Origin of the sequence: Halocalculus aciditolerans, assembly GCF_014647475.1 — an archaeon.
Lineage (GTDB): Archaea > Halobacteriota > Halobacteria > Halobacteriales > Halobacteriaceae > Halocalculus > Halocalculus aciditolerans.
In genome coordinates, this window is sequence record NZ_BMPG01000001.1 from 619328 (window position 1) to 638375 (window position 19048).

Here is a 19048-nt window from a genome sequence, read left to right on the forward strand (position 1 = left end):
ATGAGCTGGAAGGAGACGGCTGGCCCGGTCCTCACCCGCATGCCGACAGTGCGTCGGCCGGACGGTCACGTGCCGTTCAAGCGGAAGCTCATGTGGACCGGGATCGTTCTCCTGCTGTATTTCTTCCTGACGAACGTCTTCCTCTGGGGCCTCCAGGGCGACGGGAGCGACCTGTTCGGACAGTTCCGAGCGCTCCTCGCCGGCGGTCAGGGGACGGTCCTCCAGCTCGGTATCGGACCAATCGTCACGGCGAGCATCGTCCTGCAGCTTCTGGGCGGTGCGAACCTCCTCGGTTTGGACACGAACGACCCCCGTGACCAGCAGATCTACCAGGGCCTCCAGAAGTTCCTGGTGCTCGTGATGATCTGCCTGACGGGGATTCCGATGGTGTTCCTCGGGAACTTCCTCCCGGCGAGCCCGCAGCTCGCGAGCAGCCTCGGCATCGGGATCTTCGGCGTACAGGTCATCCTGTTCGCGCAGATCTTCGTCGGCGGCGTGCTCATCCTCCTCTTGGACGAAATCGTCTCCAAGTGGGGTGTCGGGTCCGGTATCGGCCTGTTCATCATCGCCGGTGTCAGCCAGAGCCTCATGGGCGGGCTGTTCTACTGGGGCGGTGAGAGCGGGTCGATGGGCGTGATTCCGTTCTGGATCAACGTCATCCTCGGGAACGTGCAGGACGTGCCGGCGCTCTTCTCCGGCCAGGGGATTAACTTCCTCCTGTTCAACTCGAACGGCGGCCTGCTCGCCATCGTCACGACGGTCCTCATCTTCGCGGTCGTCGTGTACGCGGAGTCCGTCCGCGTCGAGATCCCGCTCAGTCACGCTCGCGTGAAGGGCGCACGTGGTCGGTTCCCCGTGAAGCTCATCTACGCGAGCGTCCTGCCGATGATCCTCGTTCGGGCGCTCCAGGCGAACATCCAGTTCCTCGGTCGCATCCTCTACAGCCAGCTCGGCGATTCGGGGATGCCGGACTGGCTGGGCGTCTACACGCAGGGCTCCGGCGGGTTCTCGCCCGTCGACGGCGTGTTCTACTATCTCGCGCCGATTCACAGCCCCGGGGACTGGATGTGGTTCGTGCAGGGCGTCTCCCAGGAGCCGTGGCAGATTCTGCTCCGCGTCTTCTTCGACTTGCTGTTCATGGTCGTCGGCGGCGCGATATTCGCCGTCTTCTGGGTGGAGACTGCGGACATGGGTCCGGAGTCGACCGCCCAGCAGATTCAGAATTCGGGGATGCAGATTCCCGGGTTCCGGCAGAACGTCGGCGTCGTGGAGAAGGTGATGGAGCGGTACATCCCGCAGGTCACCGTCATCGGTGGCGCGCTCGTCGGGCTGCTCGCCGTCGCGGCGAACATGCTCGGGACGATCGGGAACGTCTCCGGGACGGGGCTCCTGCTTACCGTCTCCATCACGTACAAGCTCTACGAGGAGATCGCGGAAGAACAGCTCATGAACATGCATCCGATGATGCGCCAGATGTTCGGCAACGAGTAGCCGAACGGGTCTGACGCACTCTCGGATTCTCTCCGTTCTCACGCCGCCTAGCCGTCGGCTCGCGCGTCGTGGAGCCGGCCTGTGTGGTGTGGTTTCAGTGTGCCCTCGGGGTCGAAACCGACTTTTACGAGGGTCGTGTGGGAGTGGGTATGCAAGTACGGAGGGACCGTCGATGCGTGTCGTAATCGTCGGTGCCGGCGAAGTCGGGTCGAGCATCGCGGCCGACCTGAGTGACGCGCACGACGTGGTCGTCATCGACGTCGACTCCGAGCGCGTAGAGGCGTTGACGTACAACGTCGACGTGCTGCCGGTGGAGGGCGACGGGACGGACCCGGCCGTGCTCGAGGAAGCGTCCGTGGACGCGGCAGATATGGTTATCGCGTCGACGGACGACGACGAGACGAATCTGGCGGTGTGCGGGACGGCGGCGACGCTCGGCGACCCGTTCACTATCGCGCGCGTGCAGAAGACGACGTACCTCCAGACGTGGCGGCGGGCGCAGGGCGCGTTCAGCGTGGACTTCATGGTGTGTACGGACCTGTTGACCGCGCAGTCGGTGGTGCGGGTCATCGGGTTCCCGACGGCGACGGACGTCGACCCGTTCGCGGGCGGGCGCGTGCAGATGGCGGAGTTCGAAGTCCCCGAGGACAGTCCGATTGCGGGGCAGACGGTGCAGGAGGCAGACCGGTTCGAGTCGCTGACGTTCGCGGCGGTGATTCGGGACGGCGAGACGCACGTGCCGCGCGGGGAGACGGTGTTGACGGCGAACAGCCGCGTGCTCGTCATCGGGACGCCGCAGAGCGTGGAGGCGTTCGCGGCGGCGATTACGCCGGAGCGCGCGGTCGGGAACGCAGAGGACGTGCTCATCGTCGGCGGGAGCCAGCAGGGCTTCCTCATCGCGAAGCTCCTCGGAGAGCGCGGGTTCAGCCCGCGGCTCATCGAGCGGGACGAGGCGCGCGCTCGCGACCTCGCGGAGCGCCTACCGGAGACGACGGTGATGGCGCACGACGCGACGGACGCAGAGTTCTTAGAGCGCGAGCACGTCGGCGAGTCGGACGTCGTCATCTCCTGTCTCGACAGCGACGAGAAGACGCTGCTCGCGTCCCTCCTGGTGAAGCGGCTGGGGGCGGCGCGGTCGGTGGCGGTCGTGGACTCCGCGGAGTACGTCGACCTCTTCGAGACCGTCGGCGTCGACGTCGCGGTGAACCCGCGTGAGGTGACGGCAGAAGAGATCACGCGGTTCACGCGGGAGCGCCGCGCGGAGAACGTCGCCATCATCGAGCCGGGGACGGCGGAAGTCCTCGAAATCGAGGTGGACGGAGAGAGCGTGCTCGCCGGTCGGGCGATTCAGGACGCCGTACAGGACCTCCCGGACGGCCTCGTCATCGGGGCGATTACGCGCGGTGAGGCGGTCATCACGCCGCGCGGGGACACGGTCGTCGAGGTCGGCGACCACGTCGTCGTGTTCGTGCGCGAGGACGCGCGGGACACGGTCGAAGCGAAACTATGAGCGGTCAGCTATACGTCGATTGGCGGGCGAGCCTCAGCCTCGTCGGGACGGTCGTGAAGTGGCTGTCCGTCCCGATGCTCTTCCCGCTCGCGGTCGGCGTCTACTACGGCGACGGCGGGATTCCGGTGTTCCTCACGGCCATCGCGGTGACGTTCACGACGGGCTGGCTGCTGGAGCGACTCGACGCCGACCCGGACCTCGGGACGCGAGAAGGCTTCTTGATGGTGTCGTCGACGTGGCTCGCAGTGACGGTCGTCGGCGCGATTCCCTACGTCTTAGAGGGCCACGGCGTCCCCTTCCTGTTCGCCGCGGAGAGCCCGGCGTCGACGCTCGCGGACCCGGTGAACGCGGTGTTCGAGACGATGAGCGGGTTCACGACTACCGGAGCCACGGTGATGGGGAGTATCTCGTTCGACGCGCACTCGCGAGCCGTGATGATGTGGCGTCAGCAGACCCAGTGGCTCGGCGGGATGGGGATTGTCGTGCTCGCGGTCGCCATCCTCCCGAAACTCTCCGTGGGAGGTGCACAGCTCATGGACGCGGAAGCGCCGGGGCCAGGCCTAGAGAAACTCACGCCGCGCATCGCGGAGACGGCGCGGGCGCTCTGGGGGATTTACATCGGGCTGACGGCGCTCGAAATCGTCCTGCTCTACGCGCTGCACGTGCTCGGGTACGCGCCGAACATGACGTTCTACAACGCGGTGGCGCACGGGTTCACGACGATGCCGACGGGCGGGTTCAGCCCGGAAGCGCGGAGCATCGAGGCGTTCAGCGCGGTCGTCCAGTGGCTCATCGTTCCGTTCATGCTCTTCGCCGGGGTGAACTTCGCGCTGTTCTGGCACGCGATTACCGGGGATTGGCGGCACGCGCTCCGGGACGCGGAGCTCCGGTTCTTCGCGGGAGCGTTCGCCGCGGGGACCGCAGTCCTCACCGTGCTCCTGTTCACTGACTCCGGGCTGGTCAACGTGGAGAACGTCGGTCGGATCGCGGGCGCGGTCGAGCCCTCGCTCCGCTACGCGACGTTCCAGATGGCGTCCATCGTGACGACGACCGGATACGCCAACATGGATTTCAACGCGTGGGGTGCGCCCGCGCAGTACGTCCTGCTCGCCGCGATGTTCTTCGGCGGGAGCGCGGGCAGCACGGCCGGCGCGGTCAAGGCCGTCCGCTGGCTCGTCATCCTGAAGAGCCTGCGCCGTGAGCTGTTCACGACCGTCCACCCCGAGGCGATTCGGCCGATTCGGCTCGCGGGGCGTGTCCTCGACGAGAGCACCGTCCGCGGCATCTACGCCTTCACTCTCCTCTACTTCGTCATCTTCGCGGCGGCGACGCTCCTCGTGTTCCTGCTCGGCGCGACGACCGACGGGCCGCTCACGTTCCTGGAGGCGTCGAGCGCGGTCGCGGCCACGCTCGGGAACGTCGGGCCGGGGTTCGGCATCGTCGGGCCGATGAACAGTTACCTGCCGTTCCCCGACGCGTCCAAGCTCCTGATGGTCGCGTTGATGTGGACGGGCCGCCTCGAAATCTTCCCGCTGTTCGTCCTGCTCACGCGGAGCTACTGGACGGACTGACCGGGAAGCCGTACGACTTTTGATGCTGGTCGACGCGGTGTCGGATAGATGGTCTCAGGGCTCCGTTCTGTCGGCCGCGACCTCGGGCGGATCCTCGAGGCGTTCGCGGTGATGCCGACGGCGTCGATGGTCGTCGCGGCCGCGTGGCGCGAGTGGTACGTTCTCCCGTCGCTTCTCGTCGCTGCGGTCGTGCCGTTCGCGGTTGGGTGGTGGCTCACAGAGTCGTACGCGGACGCCCGGGAGCCCGGGAAGCTCCACGGGATGGTTATCGCGGCGACCGGGTGGGCGACCGTCGGCGTGTTCGGTGCGATTCCGTTCGTAGGAATCGCGGTCTCGATGCAGCAGGGCTGGTTCGGCGCGCCGCCGCTGAACGCGACGATGGCGGCGTTCCTGAACCCCCTGAACGCGGTGTTCGAGTCGTTTAGCGGGTTCACGGGCACCGGCCTCACGATGAGCGTTCACGAGAACACGCTCCCACACACGCTCCAGTGGTGGCGGTCGTTCACGGAGTGGGTGGGCGGCGTGGGCGTCATCGTCCTGACGACGGCGATTCTCGCTCGCCCGGGAAGCGGGAGTCTCACTCTCTACGAGTCCGAGGCGCGCTCGGAGAAGATTCACCCGAGCATCGTCTCAACGGTGCGCACCATCTGGTGGATTTTCCTCCTCTTCACGTTCGTCTCCATCGTCACGCTGTGGCTCGCGGGCCTCCCGGCGTGGGACGCCATCAACCACGCGATGACCGGGCTCGCCACCGGCGGGTTCAGCATCACCGATAACTCCATCGCGACCTACGACAGCCCGCTCGTCGACTTCGTCCTCCTCCCGATCATGACGCTCGGAAGTATCGCGTTCCCCATCCACTACCTCCTCCTCCAGGGCCACTTCGAGAACGTGTACGAGGACCTCCAGACGCGCTGGGTGTTCGGCTTCTTCGCGGTCGGCGTCGCCGCGCTCGTCTGGCTGTTGTACACCGGCCGCGTCTACCACGGCACGGAGGCGATTACGTTCCTCGGCGTGACGTTCACCGGTCAGGCGGCCGCGATCTTCCAGTCCGTCCGGTACGGCGCGTTCCAGTTCGTGTCCGCGGCGTCTTGCACGGGCTTCCAGACGGCGTCCATCGGCGGGTCGTGGAGCGCGGCGTCCCAGCTCGTCGTCTCGTTCGCGATGGTCGTCGGGGCGGCTTCGGGGTCGACCGTCGGCGGCATCAAACTCGTCCGGCTCGCCACGCTCCTGAAGGGAGCGGCGTTCCGCGTCTCGGGCGTGTTCTACCCGCAGTCGGCGGTTCGGACGTTCCGGCTCGGCGACCGAAAGCTCTCCAGTGCCGAACTCACACAGGAGTTCGAGGAGGCTGCGATTATCTCTCTGCTCTGGGGCGTGTTCCTCGTGCTCGGCATCGCCGTCCTCCTGCTCGTCGTGCCGATGGGCCCCGACGGGTTCGCCTTGGAGAACGTCGTGTTCGAGGTCGCGTCGGCGCAGGGGAACGTCGGGCTCTCCACGGGCATCACCGGCCCGGACATGCCGACTGCGGCGAAACTCGTCTTCCTCCTGAACATGTGGGTCGGGCGTCTCGAAATCATCCCCGTGCTCGTCACGCTCCGCGGCGTCTTCCGCGGCTTCGGGGTGTACCGCCAGTGAAACCCGACGACATTCCCGGGTTCACCGAACTCGTCGCGGCCGGACCGGACGACCGCGTGTTCGACACGCTCGTGCTCGTCGGCCCCATCGTCGTGCTCGCGCTCGCAGTGTTCGGGCGGGGCGTCGCGACGACCGCGCTCGCCGCGGTCTACCTCCTCGGATTCGTCGGATACGTCTGTCTCCTGGGGATTCGACGCGCCCGCGAAAGCGACAGCACTTAACTGACTGGCCGGCGCGGCCACGTACATGTACGTCATCGTCGTCGGCGCAGGGCAGATCGGCTCGCAGGTACTCGACCTCGCGACAACCACGGAGAACGAGGTCGTCGTCGTCGAACGCGACCCGGAAGTCGCGGAGGCCGCGAGCCGCGAGTACGACTGTCTCGTTCTGAACGGCGACGCGACGAACCGGGAAATTCTGGAGGACGCAGGCGCTGACCGGGCGGACGCGATTATCTGCACGACCGACGAGGACGCGACGAACCTCATGGTGTTGTTCCTCGCGAAGGAACTCGATATCGCCTCGCTGGTGACGGTGGTGCAAGACCCCGACCACCTAGGTATCTTCGAGCGAGTCGGCGCGACCATCCTCGAAAACCCACAGCGCCTCATCGCCCAGTATCTCTTCCGCGCGGTCCAGCGGCCCGCCGTCGAGGACTTCATGGAGCTCGGCGGGGACGCGGAAATCTTCGAGACGACCGTCGCGCCCGACGCCCCCATCGCCGGGCTATCACTCCGGGACGCCGGCGAGAGCGGGCTGCTCGGCGACGACGTCCTCCTCGTCGCCATCGAGCGCACGACCGACGGCACGGAAGAGGTCATCACGCCGCGCGGCGGCACGACGGTCGAACCGGGTGACGTCGTCACGGTGTTCTCCCGCGTCGGCATGACCGACGACGTCCTCGAAACCTTCGCCGGACTGTAGATACGGTCCGCCTGACTCACGCGCCCCGGCGCGAAACCACTCGGCGACGAACGACCCGACGGCGCTCACTCGTCATTACGATAGCCGAGAAACGTCCAGTGGACGTGGTGGTCCTCATCGCCCAGCGAGCGGGTGACGTCGATCTGGTACAGTGCCTGCTTGATCGCTCCCGTCTCGTCCTCCTCGAAGAGAATGACTTCCGCTTCGTAGCGAGTGCGTTCGACGATACGGTATCGTTCGACATTACCCCTTTCCGCGATTTCGACGTCGAGGATGTCCTCGATGGGGGGGACAGTGCCCTCTGGTTTGCGATCTGTTCCCATGACGTTCTATATCTCGCTCTTCCTTATTACATTTGCTGATAGCTGGGGTGTGGAGGGGGAATACTTGGCTTCTCCGAAGTTGGGTATATATGTGGAGTCCGTATACCCGACCACTACCGGAAGGTATTTCTTCCGTCTGTCAGTACGGACGGGGCATGCAGGAGTCCTCTGCGACGATCGGCCGCGATCTCGGCCGGATCTTTCAGGCGTTCTCCGTGATGCCGTTGCTGTCGCTCCCGGTCGCCCTCGTCTGGCACGAACTCTACGCAGTTCCTGCACTCCTCGTCTCGACGCTCCTCCCGCTCGGAATCGGCACCGCGCTCGTCCGCCGGTTCGCTGGCGCGGCCGAACCGGGGAAACTCCACGGGATGATGATCGCGGCGAGCGGCTGGTTCCTCGTCGCCGGCTTCGGCGCGCTCCCGTTCCTCCTCGTGGCGTGGACACAGCAACTCGGGCTCTTCGGCGCGCCGCTGCTCTCGGAGACGACGGCGGCACACCTCTCCGCGCTGAACGCGCTCTTCGAGAGTCTCAGCGGCTTCACCGGGACGGGACTCACGATGAGCGTGAACGAGTCCGAACTCCCACACACGCTCCAGTGGTGGCGGTCGTTCATCGAATGGATCGGCGGCGTGGGCGTCATCGTCCTGACGACGGCAATCCTCGCCCGTCCGGGAAGCGGGAGCCTGACGCTTTACGAGTCAGAGGCGCGCTCGGAGAAAATCCACCCGAGCATCGTCTCCACCGTCCGGACGATCTGGTGGATCTTCCTCCTCTTCACCGTCTTCTCCATCCTGGTGTTGTGGCTCGCGGGAATGCCGATGTGGGACGCCATCAACCACGCGATGACCGGGCTCGCCACCGGCGGGTTCAGCATCACGGACGGCTCCATCGCGACCTACGACAGCCCACTCATTGACTTCGCCCTCCTTCCGATTATGGTGCTCGGCAGCATCGCGTTCCCCGTCCACTACCTCGTCCTCCGCGGCGACCTCTCCCAGCTGTACGAGGACCTCCAGACGCGCTGGGTGTTCGGCTTCTTCGGACTTTTGTCGGCCTTCCTCGTCGCTATCATCTACAGCCAAGGCGTCTATCAGTCGACGGAGACGATCACCTTCCTCGGCACCACGCTCACCGGGAACGCGGCCGCGCTCTTCCAGTCCGTCCGGTACGGCGTCTTCCAGCTCGTCTCTGCGGCTTCCTGTACGGGCTTCCAGACGGCCAACTCGCTCGGAACGCAGTGGTCGATGGCCGCGCAGATGACGGTATCCATCGGGATGGTGGTCGGCGCGGCCGCCGGGTCGACCGTCGGCGGCATCAAACTCGTCCGGCTCGCCACGCTCACGAAGGGGACCGCCTACCGCATTCGGAACGTCTTTCTCCCGGAGACCGCCGTGACACATTTCGAACTCGGGAGGCGGAAACTCGACGACCAGGAGGCCGCCCGTGAGTTCGAGGAAGCGGCGATCATCACGTTCCTCTGGTTCGTCTTCCTCGCCGTCGGCGCGTTCGTCCTCATGCTCACCGTGCAGTCGGCGTACACGCTCCCGAACGTCCTCTTCGAGGTCGCGTCGGCGCAGGGGAACGTCGGGCTCTCCGCGGGTATTACCGGCCCCGGCATGCCGACGCCCGCGAAAGTGATGTTCCTCTTCAACATGTGGATCGGCCGCCTCGAAATCATCCCCGTCCTCGTCTTACTCCGGGGCCTCCTCTACCGTGAGGGTGTCTTCCAATGAGCCTCCAGAACTGGCCCGTCATCCGGCAGTTCCGCGAGTTCGGCGGCGACGACGCCGTCGTTGACGCACTCATCGTCGTCGGTCTCGCACTCGTCGCCGCCGGCGCTATCCTCGGCCGACATCCGGCCGTCATCGGCGCTGCGACGCTCTATGTCGTCGCCGTCGCAGCCTACCCCGTCTATCGGACGCTGCGACGACGCTCACAGAACCGTCTGTAACTCACACACCACAACAATGTACGTCATCATCGTCGGCGCGGGCAATATCGGCTCGCAAGTCCTCGAACTGGCTGAACAGACACAGAACGAAGTCGTCGTCATCGAACGCGACCCGGACGTCGCCGACCGTGCCGGCCGCAGACACGACTGTCTCGTCATCAACGCGGACGCAACCGAGAAGGAGACGCTCGAAGATGCGGGTGCCGAACAGGCCGATGCGATCATCTGCACGACGGACGAGGATGCGACCAACATCATGTGTCTCCTCCTCGCGAAGGAGTTCGAGATCCCCTCCCTCGTCACGGTCGTCCAGAACCCCGAGCACATGAACGTCTTCCGCCAGATTGGGGCGAACGTCCTCGAGAACCCTCAGCGACTCATCGCCGAATACCTCTTTCGCGCCGTCCAGCGTCCCGCGATCAAGGACTTCATGACGCTCGCCGGCGGTGCGGAAGTCTTCGAAATCACGGTCACCGCTGAGGCACCCATTGCCGGCAAAACCCTCCACGAAGCCGACGAAGCAAACCTCATCCCGGAAGACGTCCTCGTCGTCGCCGTCGAGCGCGGTGAGAACGTCGTCACTCCCCGTGGCGGGACCGTCGTCGAGGCCGGCGACCTTCTCACGGTCTTCTCACGGAAAGGCGCGACAGACAACATCCTCCGAACGTTCACCGGGACGGACACCAAGCAGTGAGCCGACCCCCTAACGAGACGATGAGAACCGATAGACTGCACGCCGACCGAGGCCGCCGAACGGACGAGCGTACGCTCGCCGTCTTCACCGTGAGGCGTACCCCGTGAGGCCTCTTGCGTGGCTGTGGAAACTGGGCGTCCGACTCGACGAAGACGGGTTCTACGAGTGTCGTCACTGTGGAACCGTCGTCGAGTCCGTGAACGAGACCTGTCCGGCCTGCTGTTCCGAGGAAATCGCGCGAATCGACCTTCGCTAGTTCACTGCTGGACGCTCAGGCGTCGGCCTCGAACGGCTCGATGGCGGCGCTCTCCATGCTGTAGCGTGAGAAGATGGTGACGAGGTCGTCGGCTCGAATCTCGGTGAACCCGCGTGGCGTGATAATCTCGTCGTCGCGCTCGATGGCGATGACGAGCAAGTCCTCGTCGAGGAGGCCGGATTCGTTCGCCTCGGAGAGCGTGAGACCGGCTATCGGTGAGTTCTCATCGACAGTTAGCTCGATCACCTCGGCCCCTCCCGCGAGGCTGAGGAAATCCCGCATCGGTGAGTTCCGCGGCTTGTCGCCCGGCCCGAAGTGGTCGAGCGGCACCGTCTCCTCCATGTGGACGATGTGTTCGTCCTCAATGTCGAGCCCGATGTCGGCGAGCTGGCGGGAAATGACCGTCAACTCGTCGGAGTTCGCGCCGACTGCGGTGACGTGGAGGTTCCGCCGGCCGGCGAGGAGTTCGCGGACGTTGATGACGCCCGGGATGTTCGACACTTTCTTCGCCTGTTTCTCGCGGTCGGCGACGGGAGCGGTGCAGATGAAGAGGTTCTGCATCCAACTCTCGCCCCGCTCGTAGTTGATCGCTGCGTGGTAGCCAGTGATGATTCCCCGTTCCTCGAGCTGTTCGATACGATTTCGAATCGTCGCACCGGAGACGTTCACCTCGTCGGCGATCATCGGTGCCGACGTGTTCCGTGCGTCCTCGACGAGGCGATAGAGGATGCGCCGATCGACTTCGTCCAACCGCTCCATACTAATAGTGGGATGTCCGAAACTAACAGTCTTCGCATGCTAGTCCGGGGAGACTCGTCTGGTTCGGCCGCGTGGAGACGCGCTCGGCGTCGTATAACCCGCACCGTTCCGACCCGCCACACTTCTCTAACCGAAATTTAACCCGGTCATTTGTGTTTGACGCGGAACTCTTGGCTATATTTATATGGCTCGGGAAAAATTCCCAGGTATGTGTCCGTCGAGGATCACCTCGTTGGTCTATCGAGCGAAACTGATCTGCGAGGCTCGTCCCGGTGGAGTCCACGAACGAACTCGTGTAGCCACGCATCGAATCGACTCCGGGTCTCGTCCGGCACTCCGGTCTCCGAGTGACCGAACCAGATGTGTTTCCGGGTCGCGGGGTCTCACATGAGCGACGCGGACTCCGGAGGGGCGACGACGGAGCTCTCGCGCGACATGAGCCTCTTCGACATCACTTTTATCGGCGTCGGCGCGATGATCGGTGCCGGCGTGTTCGCCCTCACGGGCTTCGCTGCCGGTATCGCCGGTCCCGCCCTCACCATCGCGTTCATCATCAACGGCTTCGTCGCGCTCTTCACCGCCGTGAGCTACGCCGAACTCGGCGCGGCGTTCCCCGAAGCCGGCGGCGGCTACCTCTGGGTGAAAGAGGCCCTCCGGGACCCCAACGGCTTCTACGCGGGCTGGATGAGCTGGTTCGCTCACGCCGTCGCGTGCTCGCTCTACGCCGTCACATTCGGGACGTTCTTCACCGTCCTCGCCGTCTACGCCCTTCCGGGCCTCTCCAACCACTTCGTCCTCTTCGGCTTCCTCTCTCAACACTGGGTTGAGAAACTCGTCGCCGTCCTCGTCGTCATCGCGTTCGCCTACATCAACTACCGCGGTGCAGAAGAGACCGGGAAAGCCGGCGTCGTCGTCACGGGTCTGAAACTCCTCATCCTCGGCATTTTCATCGTCTTCGGCGTTCGCGCGACGCTCACCGCCCCGCAGTGGGCCGGCAAGTTCCTCTCCAGTCCCATGTTCGCCCCGAACGGCGTCTTCGGGATCATCGGCGCGATGGGGTTCACCTACATCGCCTTCGAGGGCTACGAGATTATTGTCCAGTCCGGCGAGGAGGTCGTCGACCCCGGGACGAACATCCCGAAAGCCGTCTTCTACTCGCTCGCCATCGTCATCCCCATCTACGTCCTCGTCGCCTTCGTCTCGATCGGCGGCATCACCGTCAACCCGCACATTCTCGACCTCGCCGGTGTCGCGGGCACGCCCGCCGACTGGACGACGTGGCAGATTCTCGGCGAACTCGGCGAGCTCGGCATCATCCGCGCGGCCGGCCAGTTCGTCCCCTACGGCGTCCCCCTCCTCCTCTTCGCCGGGCTCGCCGCCACCGTCTCCGCGCTCAACGCGACCGTCTACTCCTCCTCGCGCGTCTCCTTCGCGATGGGCCGCGACCGCGTCCTCCCGCCCGTCTTCGACAACGTCCACCCGGAGAAACGCACGCCGCACATCGCGATCGCCATCTCCGCGGTGATCATCGTCGTCATGGCCATCGTCCTCCCGATAGAATCTGTCGCCGCGGCGGCGGACATCATGTTCATCCTGCTGTTCGTGCAGGTGAACTGGACGCTCATCCGGATGCGCAAGACCCACCCCGACCTCCCGCGGACCTACGAAGTTCCATACATGCCGTGGCCGCCGCTCATCGGCATCGTTCTCCAGTTCCTCCTGACGCCCTTCCTCGTCTACGAACTCGGTCTCCAAGCCATCGGTATCGGAACGAGCAACGAGGGATTGATCGCGCTCGTCACCACCATCGTCTGGATGGGGCTCGGTCTCGTCGTCTACTACGGCTACTCGCAGGCAAAGGAAGAAGAGCAACTCGAAGAGGAAACTCCGACTGTCGTCGTCGAGCAGGAGCCCGCCAACCGAGAGTATCAGGTCGTCGTCCCGGTCGCTAATCCGGAGACCGCAGCTCACCTCATGCGCACCGCCATCGACATGGCGCGTGAGAACGACGGGGAGATTCTCGCACTCAGCGTCGTCACCGTCCCCCAACAAACCCCGCTCAACGAGGGACGCGAGTTCGTCGACGACGAGCGCGAACTGCTGACCCAGACGATGGAGATTGCCGAGGACGAAGACGTCCCGGTCAGTGGCACGGTCAAGATCGGCCACCAGGTCTCCACGGCGATCCTGAACACCATCGAGCAACACGACAGCGACGCCGTCATTCTCGGATGGCGGGGGCGCTCCCGTCGCCGTGACTTCGTCCTCGGGAGTAACGTCGACGACGTCGTCACGGGCGCGAAGTGCGACGTACTCGTCGAGCGCATCGACGGCGAGGTCGAAGACGTCGAGCGGATTCTCGTGCCGACCGCCGGCGGCCCGCACGCCGACCTCGCGGCCGAAGTCGCACAGGCGATTTCACGCACCACGCGCGCACGCGTCGATGTCGCTCACGTGGTCTCACCCGACGCGTCAGAGGCGGACCGCTCCGACGCCGCAGCCCTCGTCGACGCCCTCGCGTCCAGACTCTCTGACGACATCGATATCGGAACACGCGTTCTCGAGGGCGATGTCGCGGACGCGATTGTCAACGCGTCCGAGGAGTACGACCTGACAGTGATCGGTGCGTCACGGGAAGGACTCCTCCAGCAGCTCGTCTTCGGGGCAGTTCCCGAAGCCGTCGGCGAGCGAGCGAAAGGCACGGTCATCATGGTGAAACGCCATGGAACGCTACGCTCGTGGCTCTCCCGGTGGTTCTCCTGGAAGTGACGAGACTGTCGGAGCCCACGCGCACGGTATCGACGACGGCCACCGTCGCGCACCGAGAGCGCGACCGCGTGCCGTGAAGGGAAGTCGGAGGAAGCCTTCTGTCTGTCCGGTTCACTGGCCAGTCGGTGGTCCGTATCTGGTCTGAGTGGTGGGAGGACGCGCTCACGCTGCCGCGCCGGCGGTCGGAGTGTCGACGAGGTAGCGGAAGGCGAGGACGCTGGCGAAGACGGAGACGACGGAGAGGAGGACGAAGGCCTGATAGAGCTGGTCGGAGATGATGCCTTGGCTGCGGCCGATTTCGGCGGCGGCGACGCTGATGGAGAGGCGGCCGGGCATAGCGGCAGCGAGGAGGAGGGTGGTTCGGTTCTCGATGCCGGCGGCGAGGCCGCCGATGAGCGCGCCGAGAGCTTTGGTGCCGAGGCCGACGACGAGGACGCCGCCGAGGAGGAGAGGGGCGGCGGCGATGGAGTCGAGGTGGATGTTCGTGCCGACGTAGAAGAAGAAGACGGGGGCGGTGAGGTCGGTGACGGGCTGCATGCTCTCTTCGACGTCGTGGCCGTCGCGGGTGACGATGGCGACGAGGAGGCCGGCGAAGAACGCGCCGAGGATGGCGTGGATGCCGAGGTGTTCGAGGAAGAAGGCGAGGGCGACCATGAGGAAGACGCCGGCTTTGGCGGGGTTCTCGAAGACGCCGTCGCGGAGGGTGTTGGCGATGTGGGGGGAGAGGGCGAAGGGGAGGACGAGGAAGAAGAAGGCGAGGGCGGCGGTGACGACGCCGACGCCGACGATGGGGGTGTCGCTGGTGGCGAGGGTGAGGCCGTAGGCGAGGACGGCGACGGAGAGGATGTCGTTCATGACGGCGACGGCGAGGATGACCTGGCCACGGTCGGTGTCGAGGAGGTCGAAGTCTTCGAGGAGTGGGTAGATGAGGCCGAGGCTGGTCGTCGAGACGGTGACGCCGGTGAGGAAGGAGGCGAAGAGGGAGAGGTCGAGGAACTGGCCGAGGCCGAAGCCGGCGGCGAAGGGGAGGAGGAAGGTGGAGACGGCGAGGGCGGTGACGCGGACGGGGTCGCGTCTGATGATTTCGGGGTCGAGTTCGAGGCCAGCGTCGAACATAATCATGAGGAGGCCGAAGGCGGCGAGGGAGACGAAGAAGTCGTAGCCGGCGGTGCCGTCGTTCACGAGGCCGAGGGTCGCGCCGAAGACGATGCCGGCGAGGATTTCGACGGCGAGGATGGGGATGTCGTAGCGGCGGAGCCACGCGAAGACGAAACTCGTCCCGTAGACGAGCGCGAGGGCGAGGACAAAGTGGAACTCCAACGCCATCGAGTTAATTGATTGTCGTTCCTCGTGGTGAAATAATATGGTGCTGGCGCGGAGCACTCGCGCGTCCGACGTGTCTCGTGGCGGGTTCGCCGGCGCTCCATAGTCCTCTATGTCGGCACCCCGTGCCCCTTTCTCGCCATCGTTAATGAGAGTCCAGTGCGACAACTAGCCGGTTTCTTTAAACCTTTACCGGGGGAGGTCGAACGACGGGTATGAGCAACCCACACATCCTCATTCTCGGCGCGCCGGGCGCGGGGAAAGGGACGCAGAGCAGCCGGCTCGCCGAGGAGTACGACATCGACCACATCACCACGGGCGACGCCCTCCGCAACAACAAGGACATGGAGACGGAGTACGGCACGCCCCGTTCGTTCATGGAGTCCGGTGAGCTCGTCCCCGACCCCGTCGTGAACGAGATCGTCGAAGCCGCCCTCGAACAGGCGGACGGCTTCGTCCTCGACGGCTATCCCCGCAACGAGAGTCAGGTGGAGTACCTCTCGGACGCGACGGACCTCGACGTCGTCCTCTACCTCGACGTGCCGGAAGAAGAACTCGTCCGTCGGCTCGCCGGCCGCCGCGTCTGCGACGACTGCGGGGCGACCTACCACGTCGAGTTCGACCAGCCGGAAGAAGAAGGCGTCTGCGACGAGTGCGGCGGCGAGCTCGTGCAGCGCGAGGACGACACGGAGGAGACCGTGCGCGAGCGCATCCGCGTCTACGAGGAGAACACCGAACCCGTCATCGAGCACTACCGCGGGACCGACGCGTTCGAAGCCGTCGACGGCGACCAGGGCCCCGACGACGTCTGGTCGGACATCGTCGACGCCGTCGAGCGGCACGTAGAGTGAAAGGTTGATGGCGCGACGGCCGATAAGGAGTAGATAATGGCACGCACCGAGGCGAAGGTCCGCGAGCTCATCGAGGGCGACCCCGGGATGGAGGACGCCATCGAAGCCCTCCTCGAGCATCGCGGCGAGGACATCGAGTGGCGGGACGTCAAAGGCGACCTCACCAGCGGACAGTGGGGTCGCCTCATCGAGAAAGGCGTCCTCGAAGAGTCCGGCGACGCCTTCCGCCTCGCCGACCCCGACGACGTCGAAGCCGCCGTCGGCGAAGACATCGAATACCAGGGCGACGACGCCGACGACGACGAGGGCTCCGGGTGGACGACCTGGGACAAACTCGCCGCGCTCGTCGCGCTCGGCATGTTCGCCGGTTACTCCTACCACCCCGTCCGCGACGCCGTCGGCAGCGTCCTCAACGTCGCGCTCGGCCCCATCGCCGACGTCCTCCCCTTCTACCTCGTCATCATGTGTCTCGCCGTCTTCACGGGCTTCTACTCCACGCTCCTCCAGGCGAACCTCATGGACATGGACAAGATGTCCGACTACCAGGAACGCATGAAGGACATCCAGGAGCGACAGAAAGCCGCGCGCGAACGCGGCGACGACGAAGCCCTCGACCAGATCCGAGACGAGCAGATGGACGCCATGGGCGACCAGATGGGCATGATGAAACAGCAGGTCCGCCCGATGGTCTGGATCATGGTCATCACCATCCCCGTCTTCCTCTGGATGTACTGGAAGCTCCTCGCCCCCGGCCACCTCGCCGACGCCCAGAAGCTCATCACGCTCCCCTTCATCGGCGAGACCAACCTCACCGCCGGCGTCCTCGGCCCCATCCAGGCGTGGATCCTCTGGTACTTCCTCTGCTCTATGGGCTTCAGCCAGGTCATCCGGAAAGCCCTCAACATCCAGACGAATCCCACGTAGTACCTTTCGCTCTGCGTTCAGCGCCCTTCGGGCGCGTCACTCGGCACTGCGGGAAACCCTCTATTCCCCGCCGTTCAGCCAGAAGTCTTTGACTTCTGGCGACAAAAGCTACGCTAAAAGCGCTCCTCGCTCCTCGCAGTCGCTCGTCGGCCTCGCCTCAGTCGGAGCAAGCTCCTCCTTGCTCGCGTTCGCTGCGCTCACGCGACCTCCGGCGAGTGAATCGGCGACCTACCGGGTCCTGGCGGTCACGCGAGCTGGGCGGGACCACCGGTCCCGCTCGCCGTACGGGCGACTCATGGGTCGCCCGTACAACGACCGTAGGGAGTGAGTGTGACTCAGCGAGAGCTTCGCTCTCGCGTTAGACCGCTCGGTCGCCGAACGCTTGACCAACGGCGTATCGACCTTCGGACGCGGCCGTAGTTCGCTTCCCCGTTTCTGCTCTCGGTGGCGACTCCGAGTCCTCGACTCGGGTTCTCAGCGGCGTGTCTCGACGTCCGTCGCCGTGCGCTTCGTAAGGCCCTTTATTCGCGGGGGCGGAGAGAGGATATGTTAGTCACGATTTCCGGGCCGCCGGGGAGCGGGAAGTCGACGGTCGCGTCGACGCTGGCGGACCACCTCGACTACGAGCACATCTCGGGTGGCGACATCTTCCGCGGGCTGGCGGACGAACGTGGCGTGACGTTGGAGGAGTTCAACGAGCTCGCCGAGGAGGACCCGCAGATCGACAAGGACCTCGACAGGCAGCTGCGGGAGACGGCGCGCGAGCAGGATAACGTCGTGCTCGAATCCCGGCTCGCCGGCTGGATGGCGGGCGAGTACGCGGACATCAAGATCTGGCTGGACGCGCCGCTAGGCACGCGGTGTCGGCGGATCGCGGAGCGCGAGGAGAAGACGCCGGCGGCGGCGCGGAAGGAGACGGAGAAGCGGGAAGCGTCGGAGACGGCGCGCTACCGCGAGTACTACGATATCGACTTCGACGACCTCACTATCTACGACCTCTCTATCAACACGGCGCGGTGGGGGCCGGACGAGGTGACGGACGTCGTGCTCTACGCCGTCGACGCGTACGAACCCGGGAACGACGAAGGGCCGACGCCCATCGAGAACATCCGCTACGAGTTTTAACCGATGAGTCTCCGTGCCCCTCCCGACGACCGCGACGTCGACGCCCTCCTCGAATTCGGCGTGGTGCGCCTCGACAAGCCGCCGGGGCCGTCAGCGCACCAGGTGTCGGCGTGGGTGCGGGACATGGTCGGCGTCGAGAAGGCGGCGCACGCGGGGACGCTCGACCCGAAAGTCACGGGCTGCCTCCCCGTCCTCACGGGCGCGGCGACGCGCCTCGCGCCCGCGCTCCTCGAAGGCCGGAAGGAGTACGTGAGCGTCCTCGAACTGCACGGCGACCCGCCGAGCGACATCGACGCCACCATCGCCGAGTTCGAGGGGAAGCTCTACCAGAAGCCGCCGCGGAAGTCCGCCGTGAGCCGCCGCCTCCGCGTCCGCGAAATCTACGCCCTCGACCTCCTCGAACTCGACGGCCGACAGGCGCTCCTCCGCATCTCCTGTGAGTCCGGGACGTACATCCGAAAACTCTGCCACGACCTCGGGCTCGCCATCGGCACGGGCGCGCACATGGGCGACCTCCGGCGGACGGCGACCGGGCCGTTCGACGACCGCGACCTCGACACCCTCCACGACCTCTCCGACGCGCTCGCCGCCTGGCGCGAGGACGACGACGACTCGTGGATCCGCGAGGTCGTCGACCCCGGCGAACACGCCCTCGACGGCATCCCCGCGATAACTATCGCGCCGTCCGCCGCCGAACAAGTCGCCGAGGGCGCGCCCGTCTACGCGCCCGGCGTCATCGACGCCGACGACACAGACGAGAACGCGCTCGTCGCCTGCTACACGCCGAACGGTGCCGCCGTCTGCCTCGGCCGCCGCGTCGGCGACCCCGACGCCGACCACGGCACCGTCGTCGACCTCGAACGCGTCCTCGTCTGAGAACGCGTGCGTCCTCGTCTGAGAACGCGTGCGCCCTCGTCTGAGGATCTGTATCCTCCCACCGGA

Annotated in this window: 17 protein-coding genes; 14 read left to right on the forward strand and 3 right to left on the reverse strand. The window is 65.6% G+C overall.

Annotated elements, in window-relative coordinates:
* From secY to IEY26_RS03165, 6 genes are all read left to right on the forward strand, one after another.
* Positions 1-1491, forward strand: coding sequence for a preprotein translocase subunit SecY (gene secY, locus IEY26_RS03140; RefSeq protein WP_188975746.1), 1491 nt, complete (start codon positions 1-3; stop codon positions 1489-1491).
* 172 nt (positions 1492-1663) lie between these two features.
* Complete coding sequence (trkA, locus tag IEY26_RS03145; RefSeq protein ID WP_188975748.1) at positions 1664-3001, forward strand: Trk system potassium transporter TrkA; 1338 nt, start codon at positions 1664-1666, stop codon at positions 2999-3001.
* On the forward strand, positions 2998-4572 hold the full coding sequence (locus tag IEY26_RS03150; RefSeq protein WP_188975750.1) for a TrkH family potassium uptake protein: 1575 nt from the start codon (positions 2998-3000) through the stop codon (positions 4570-4572). Before trkA ends, IEY26_RS03150 begins: the two co-directional genes overlap by 4 nt.
* Before the next feature lie 48 nt (positions 4573-4620).
* Positions 4621-6207, forward strand: a complete 1587-nt coding sequence (locus IEY26_RS03155; RefSeq protein ID WP_188975753.1) for a TrkH family potassium uptake protein — start codon at positions 4621-4623, stop codon at positions 6205-6207.
* Positions 6204-6428: a hypothetical protein gene (locus IEY26_RS03160; protein ID WP_188975755.1), complete on the forward strand. Its 225-nt coding sequence runs from the start codon at positions 6204-6206 to the stop codon at positions 6426-6428. The genes IEY26_RS03155 and IEY26_RS03160 overlap by 4 nt, the downstream gene beginning before the upstream one ends.
* Before the next feature lie 25 nt (positions 6429-6453).
* On the forward strand, positions 6454-7131 hold the full coding sequence (locus IEY26_RS03165; RefSeq protein ID WP_188975757.1) for a potassium channel family protein: 678 nt from the start codon (positions 6454-6456) through the stop codon (positions 7129-7131).
* Between the two features lie 65 nt (positions 7132-7196).
* Here IEY26_RS03165 and IEY26_RS03170 read toward each other — a convergent pair whose 3' ends face one another.
* Positions 7197-7454: a hypothetical protein gene (locus IEY26_RS03170; protein ID WP_188975758.1), complete on the reverse strand. Its 258-nt coding sequence runs from the start codon at positions 7452-7454 to the stop codon at positions 7197-7199.
* A 155-nt stretch (positions 7455-7609) separates the two neighbouring features.
* Between IEY26_RS03170 and IEY26_RS03175 the strand changes: the two genes are divergently transcribed.
* From IEY26_RS03175 to IEY26_RS03185, 3 genes are read left to right on the forward strand one after another with little or no spacing between them, the layout of a single operon-like run.
* A complete protein-coding gene (locus IEY26_RS03175) occupies positions 7610-9187 on the forward strand; it encodes a TrkH family potassium uptake protein (protein WP_188975760.1) in 1578 nt (525 codons plus the stop codon).
* On the forward strand, positions 9184-9405 hold the full coding sequence (locus tag IEY26_RS03180; protein ID WP_188975762.1) for a hypothetical protein: 222 nt from the start codon (positions 9184-9186) through the stop codon (positions 9403-9405). The genes IEY26_RS03175 and IEY26_RS03180 overlap by 4 nt, the downstream gene beginning before the upstream one ends.
* 16 nt (positions 9406-9421) lie before the next feature.
* A complete protein-coding gene (locus IEY26_RS03185; protein ID WP_188975764.1) occupies positions 9422-10099 on the forward strand; it encodes a potassium channel family protein in 678 nt (225 codons plus the stop codon).
* Between the two features lie 271 nt (positions 10100-10370).
* Here IEY26_RS03185 and IEY26_RS03190 read toward each other — a convergent pair whose 3' ends face one another.
* On the reverse strand, positions 10371-11114 hold the full coding sequence (locus IEY26_RS03190; RefSeq protein WP_188975766.1) for an Lrp/AsnC family transcriptional regulator: 744 nt from the start codon (positions 11112-11114) through the stop codon (positions 10371-10373).
* A gap of 387 nt (positions 11115-11501) precedes the next feature.
* Between IEY26_RS03190 and IEY26_RS03195 the strand changes: the two genes are divergently transcribed.
* On the forward strand, positions 11502-13883 hold the full coding sequence (locus tag IEY26_RS03195) for an amino acid permease (RefSeq protein ID WP_229773899.1): 2382 nt from the start codon (positions 11502-11504) through the stop codon (positions 13881-13883).
* Between the two features lie 162 nt (positions 13884-14045).
* Here IEY26_RS03195 and IEY26_RS03200 read toward each other — a convergent pair whose 3' ends face one another.
* Positions 14046-15209, reverse strand: a complete 1164-nt coding sequence (locus IEY26_RS03200) for a cation:proton antiporter (protein WP_188975768.1) — start codon at positions 15207-15209, stop codon at positions 14046-14048.
* Between the two features lie 212 nt (positions 15210-15421).
* On the opposite strand from IEY26_RS03200, the gene IEY26_RS03205 reads away from it, so the two are divergent.
* From IEY26_RS03205 to IEY26_RS03220, 4 genes are all read left to right on the forward strand, one after another.
* A complete protein-coding gene (locus tag IEY26_RS03205) occupies positions 15422-16057 on the forward strand; it encodes an adenylate kinase (protein WP_188975770.1) in 636 nt (211 codons plus the stop codon).
* A 36-nt stretch (positions 16058-16093) separates the two neighbouring features.
* Entirely contained in the window at positions 16094-16981 is an 888-nt protein-coding gene (locus IEY26_RS03210; protein WP_188975773.1) for a DUF106 domain-containing protein, read from the forward strand.
* 546 nt (positions 16982-17527) lie between these two features.
* Complete coding sequence (gene cmk / locus IEY26_RS03215) at positions 17528-18106, forward strand: (d)CMP kinase (protein ID WP_188975774.1); 579 nt, start codon at positions 17528-17530, stop codon at positions 18104-18106.
* A 3-nt stretch (positions 18107-18109) separates the two neighbouring features.
* Positions 18110-18982 carry an RNA-guided pseudouridylation complex pseudouridine synthase subunit Cbf5 gene (locus IEY26_RS03220; RefSeq protein ID WP_188975776.1) on the forward strand — a complete coding sequence of 291 codons (873 nt, stop codon included), beginning with the start codon at positions 18110-18112 and terminating at the stop codon, positions 18980-18982.
* Positions 18983-19048: the final 66 nt, after the last annotated feature.

Bases quoted from the DNA above. Each gene is read 5' to 3' on its own strand.
- secY (WP_188975746.1), top strand. From the start codon at position 1: ATGAGCTGGAAGGAGACGGCTGGCCCGGTCCTCACCCGCATGCCGACA.
- trkA (WP_188975748.1), top strand. From the start codon at position 1,664: ATGCGTGTCGTAATCGTCGGTGCCGGCGAAGTCGGGTCGAGCATCGCG.
- IEY26_RS03150 (WP_188975750.1), top strand. From the start codon at position 2,998: ATGAGCGGTCAGCTATACGTCGATTGGCGGGCGAGCCTCAGCCTCGTC.
- IEY26_RS03155 (WP_188975753.1), top strand. From the start codon at position 4,621: ATGGTCTCAGGGCTCCGTTCTGTCGGCCGCGACCTCGGGCGGATCCTC.
- IEY26_RS03165 (WP_188975757.1), top strand. From the start codon at position 6,454: ATGTACGTCATCGTCGTCGGCGCAGGGCAGATCGGCTCGCAGGTACTC.
- IEY26_RS03170 (WP_188975758.1), bottom strand. From the start codon at position 7,454: ATGGGAACAGATCGCAAACCAGAGGGCACTGTCCCCCCCATCGAGGAC.
- IEY26_RS03175 (WP_188975760.1), top strand. From the start codon at position 7,610: ATGCAGGAGTCCTCTGCGACGATCGGCCGCGATCTCGGCCGGATCTTT.
- IEY26_RS03180 (WP_188975762.1), top strand. From the start codon at position 9,184: ATGAGCCTCCAGAACTGGCCCGTCATCCGGCAGTTCCGCGAGTTCGGC.
- IEY26_RS03185 (WP_188975764.1), top strand. From the start codon at position 9,422: ATGTACGTCATCATCGTCGGCGCGGGCAATATCGGCTCGCAAGTCCTC.
- IEY26_RS03190 (WP_188975766.1), bottom strand. From the start codon at position 11,114: ATGGAGCGGTTGGACGAAGTCGATCGGCGCATCCTCTATCGCCTCGTC.
- IEY26_RS03195 (WP_229773899.1), top strand. From the start codon at position 11,502: ATGAGCGACGCGGACTCCGGAGGGGCGACGACGGAGCTCTCGCGCGAC.
- IEY26_RS03200 (WP_188975768.1), bottom strand. From the start codon at position 15,209: ATGGCGTTGGAGTTCCACTTTGTCCTCGCCCTCGCGCTCGTCTACGGG.
- IEY26_RS03205 (WP_188975770.1), top strand. From the start codon at position 15,422: ATGAGCAACCCACACATCCTCATTCTCGGCGCGCCGGGCGCGGGGAAA.
- IEY26_RS03210 (WP_188975773.1), top strand. From the start codon at position 16,094: ATGGCACGCACCGAGGCGAAGGTCCGCGAGCTCATCGAGGGCGACCCC.
- cmk (WP_188975774.1), top strand. From the start codon at position 17,528: ATGTTAGTCACGATTTCCGGGCCGCCGGGGAGCGGGAAGTCGACGGTC.
- IEY26_RS03220 (WP_188975776.1), top strand. From the start codon at position 18,110: ATGAGTCTCCGTGCCCCTCCCGACGACCGCGACGTCGACGCCCTCCTC.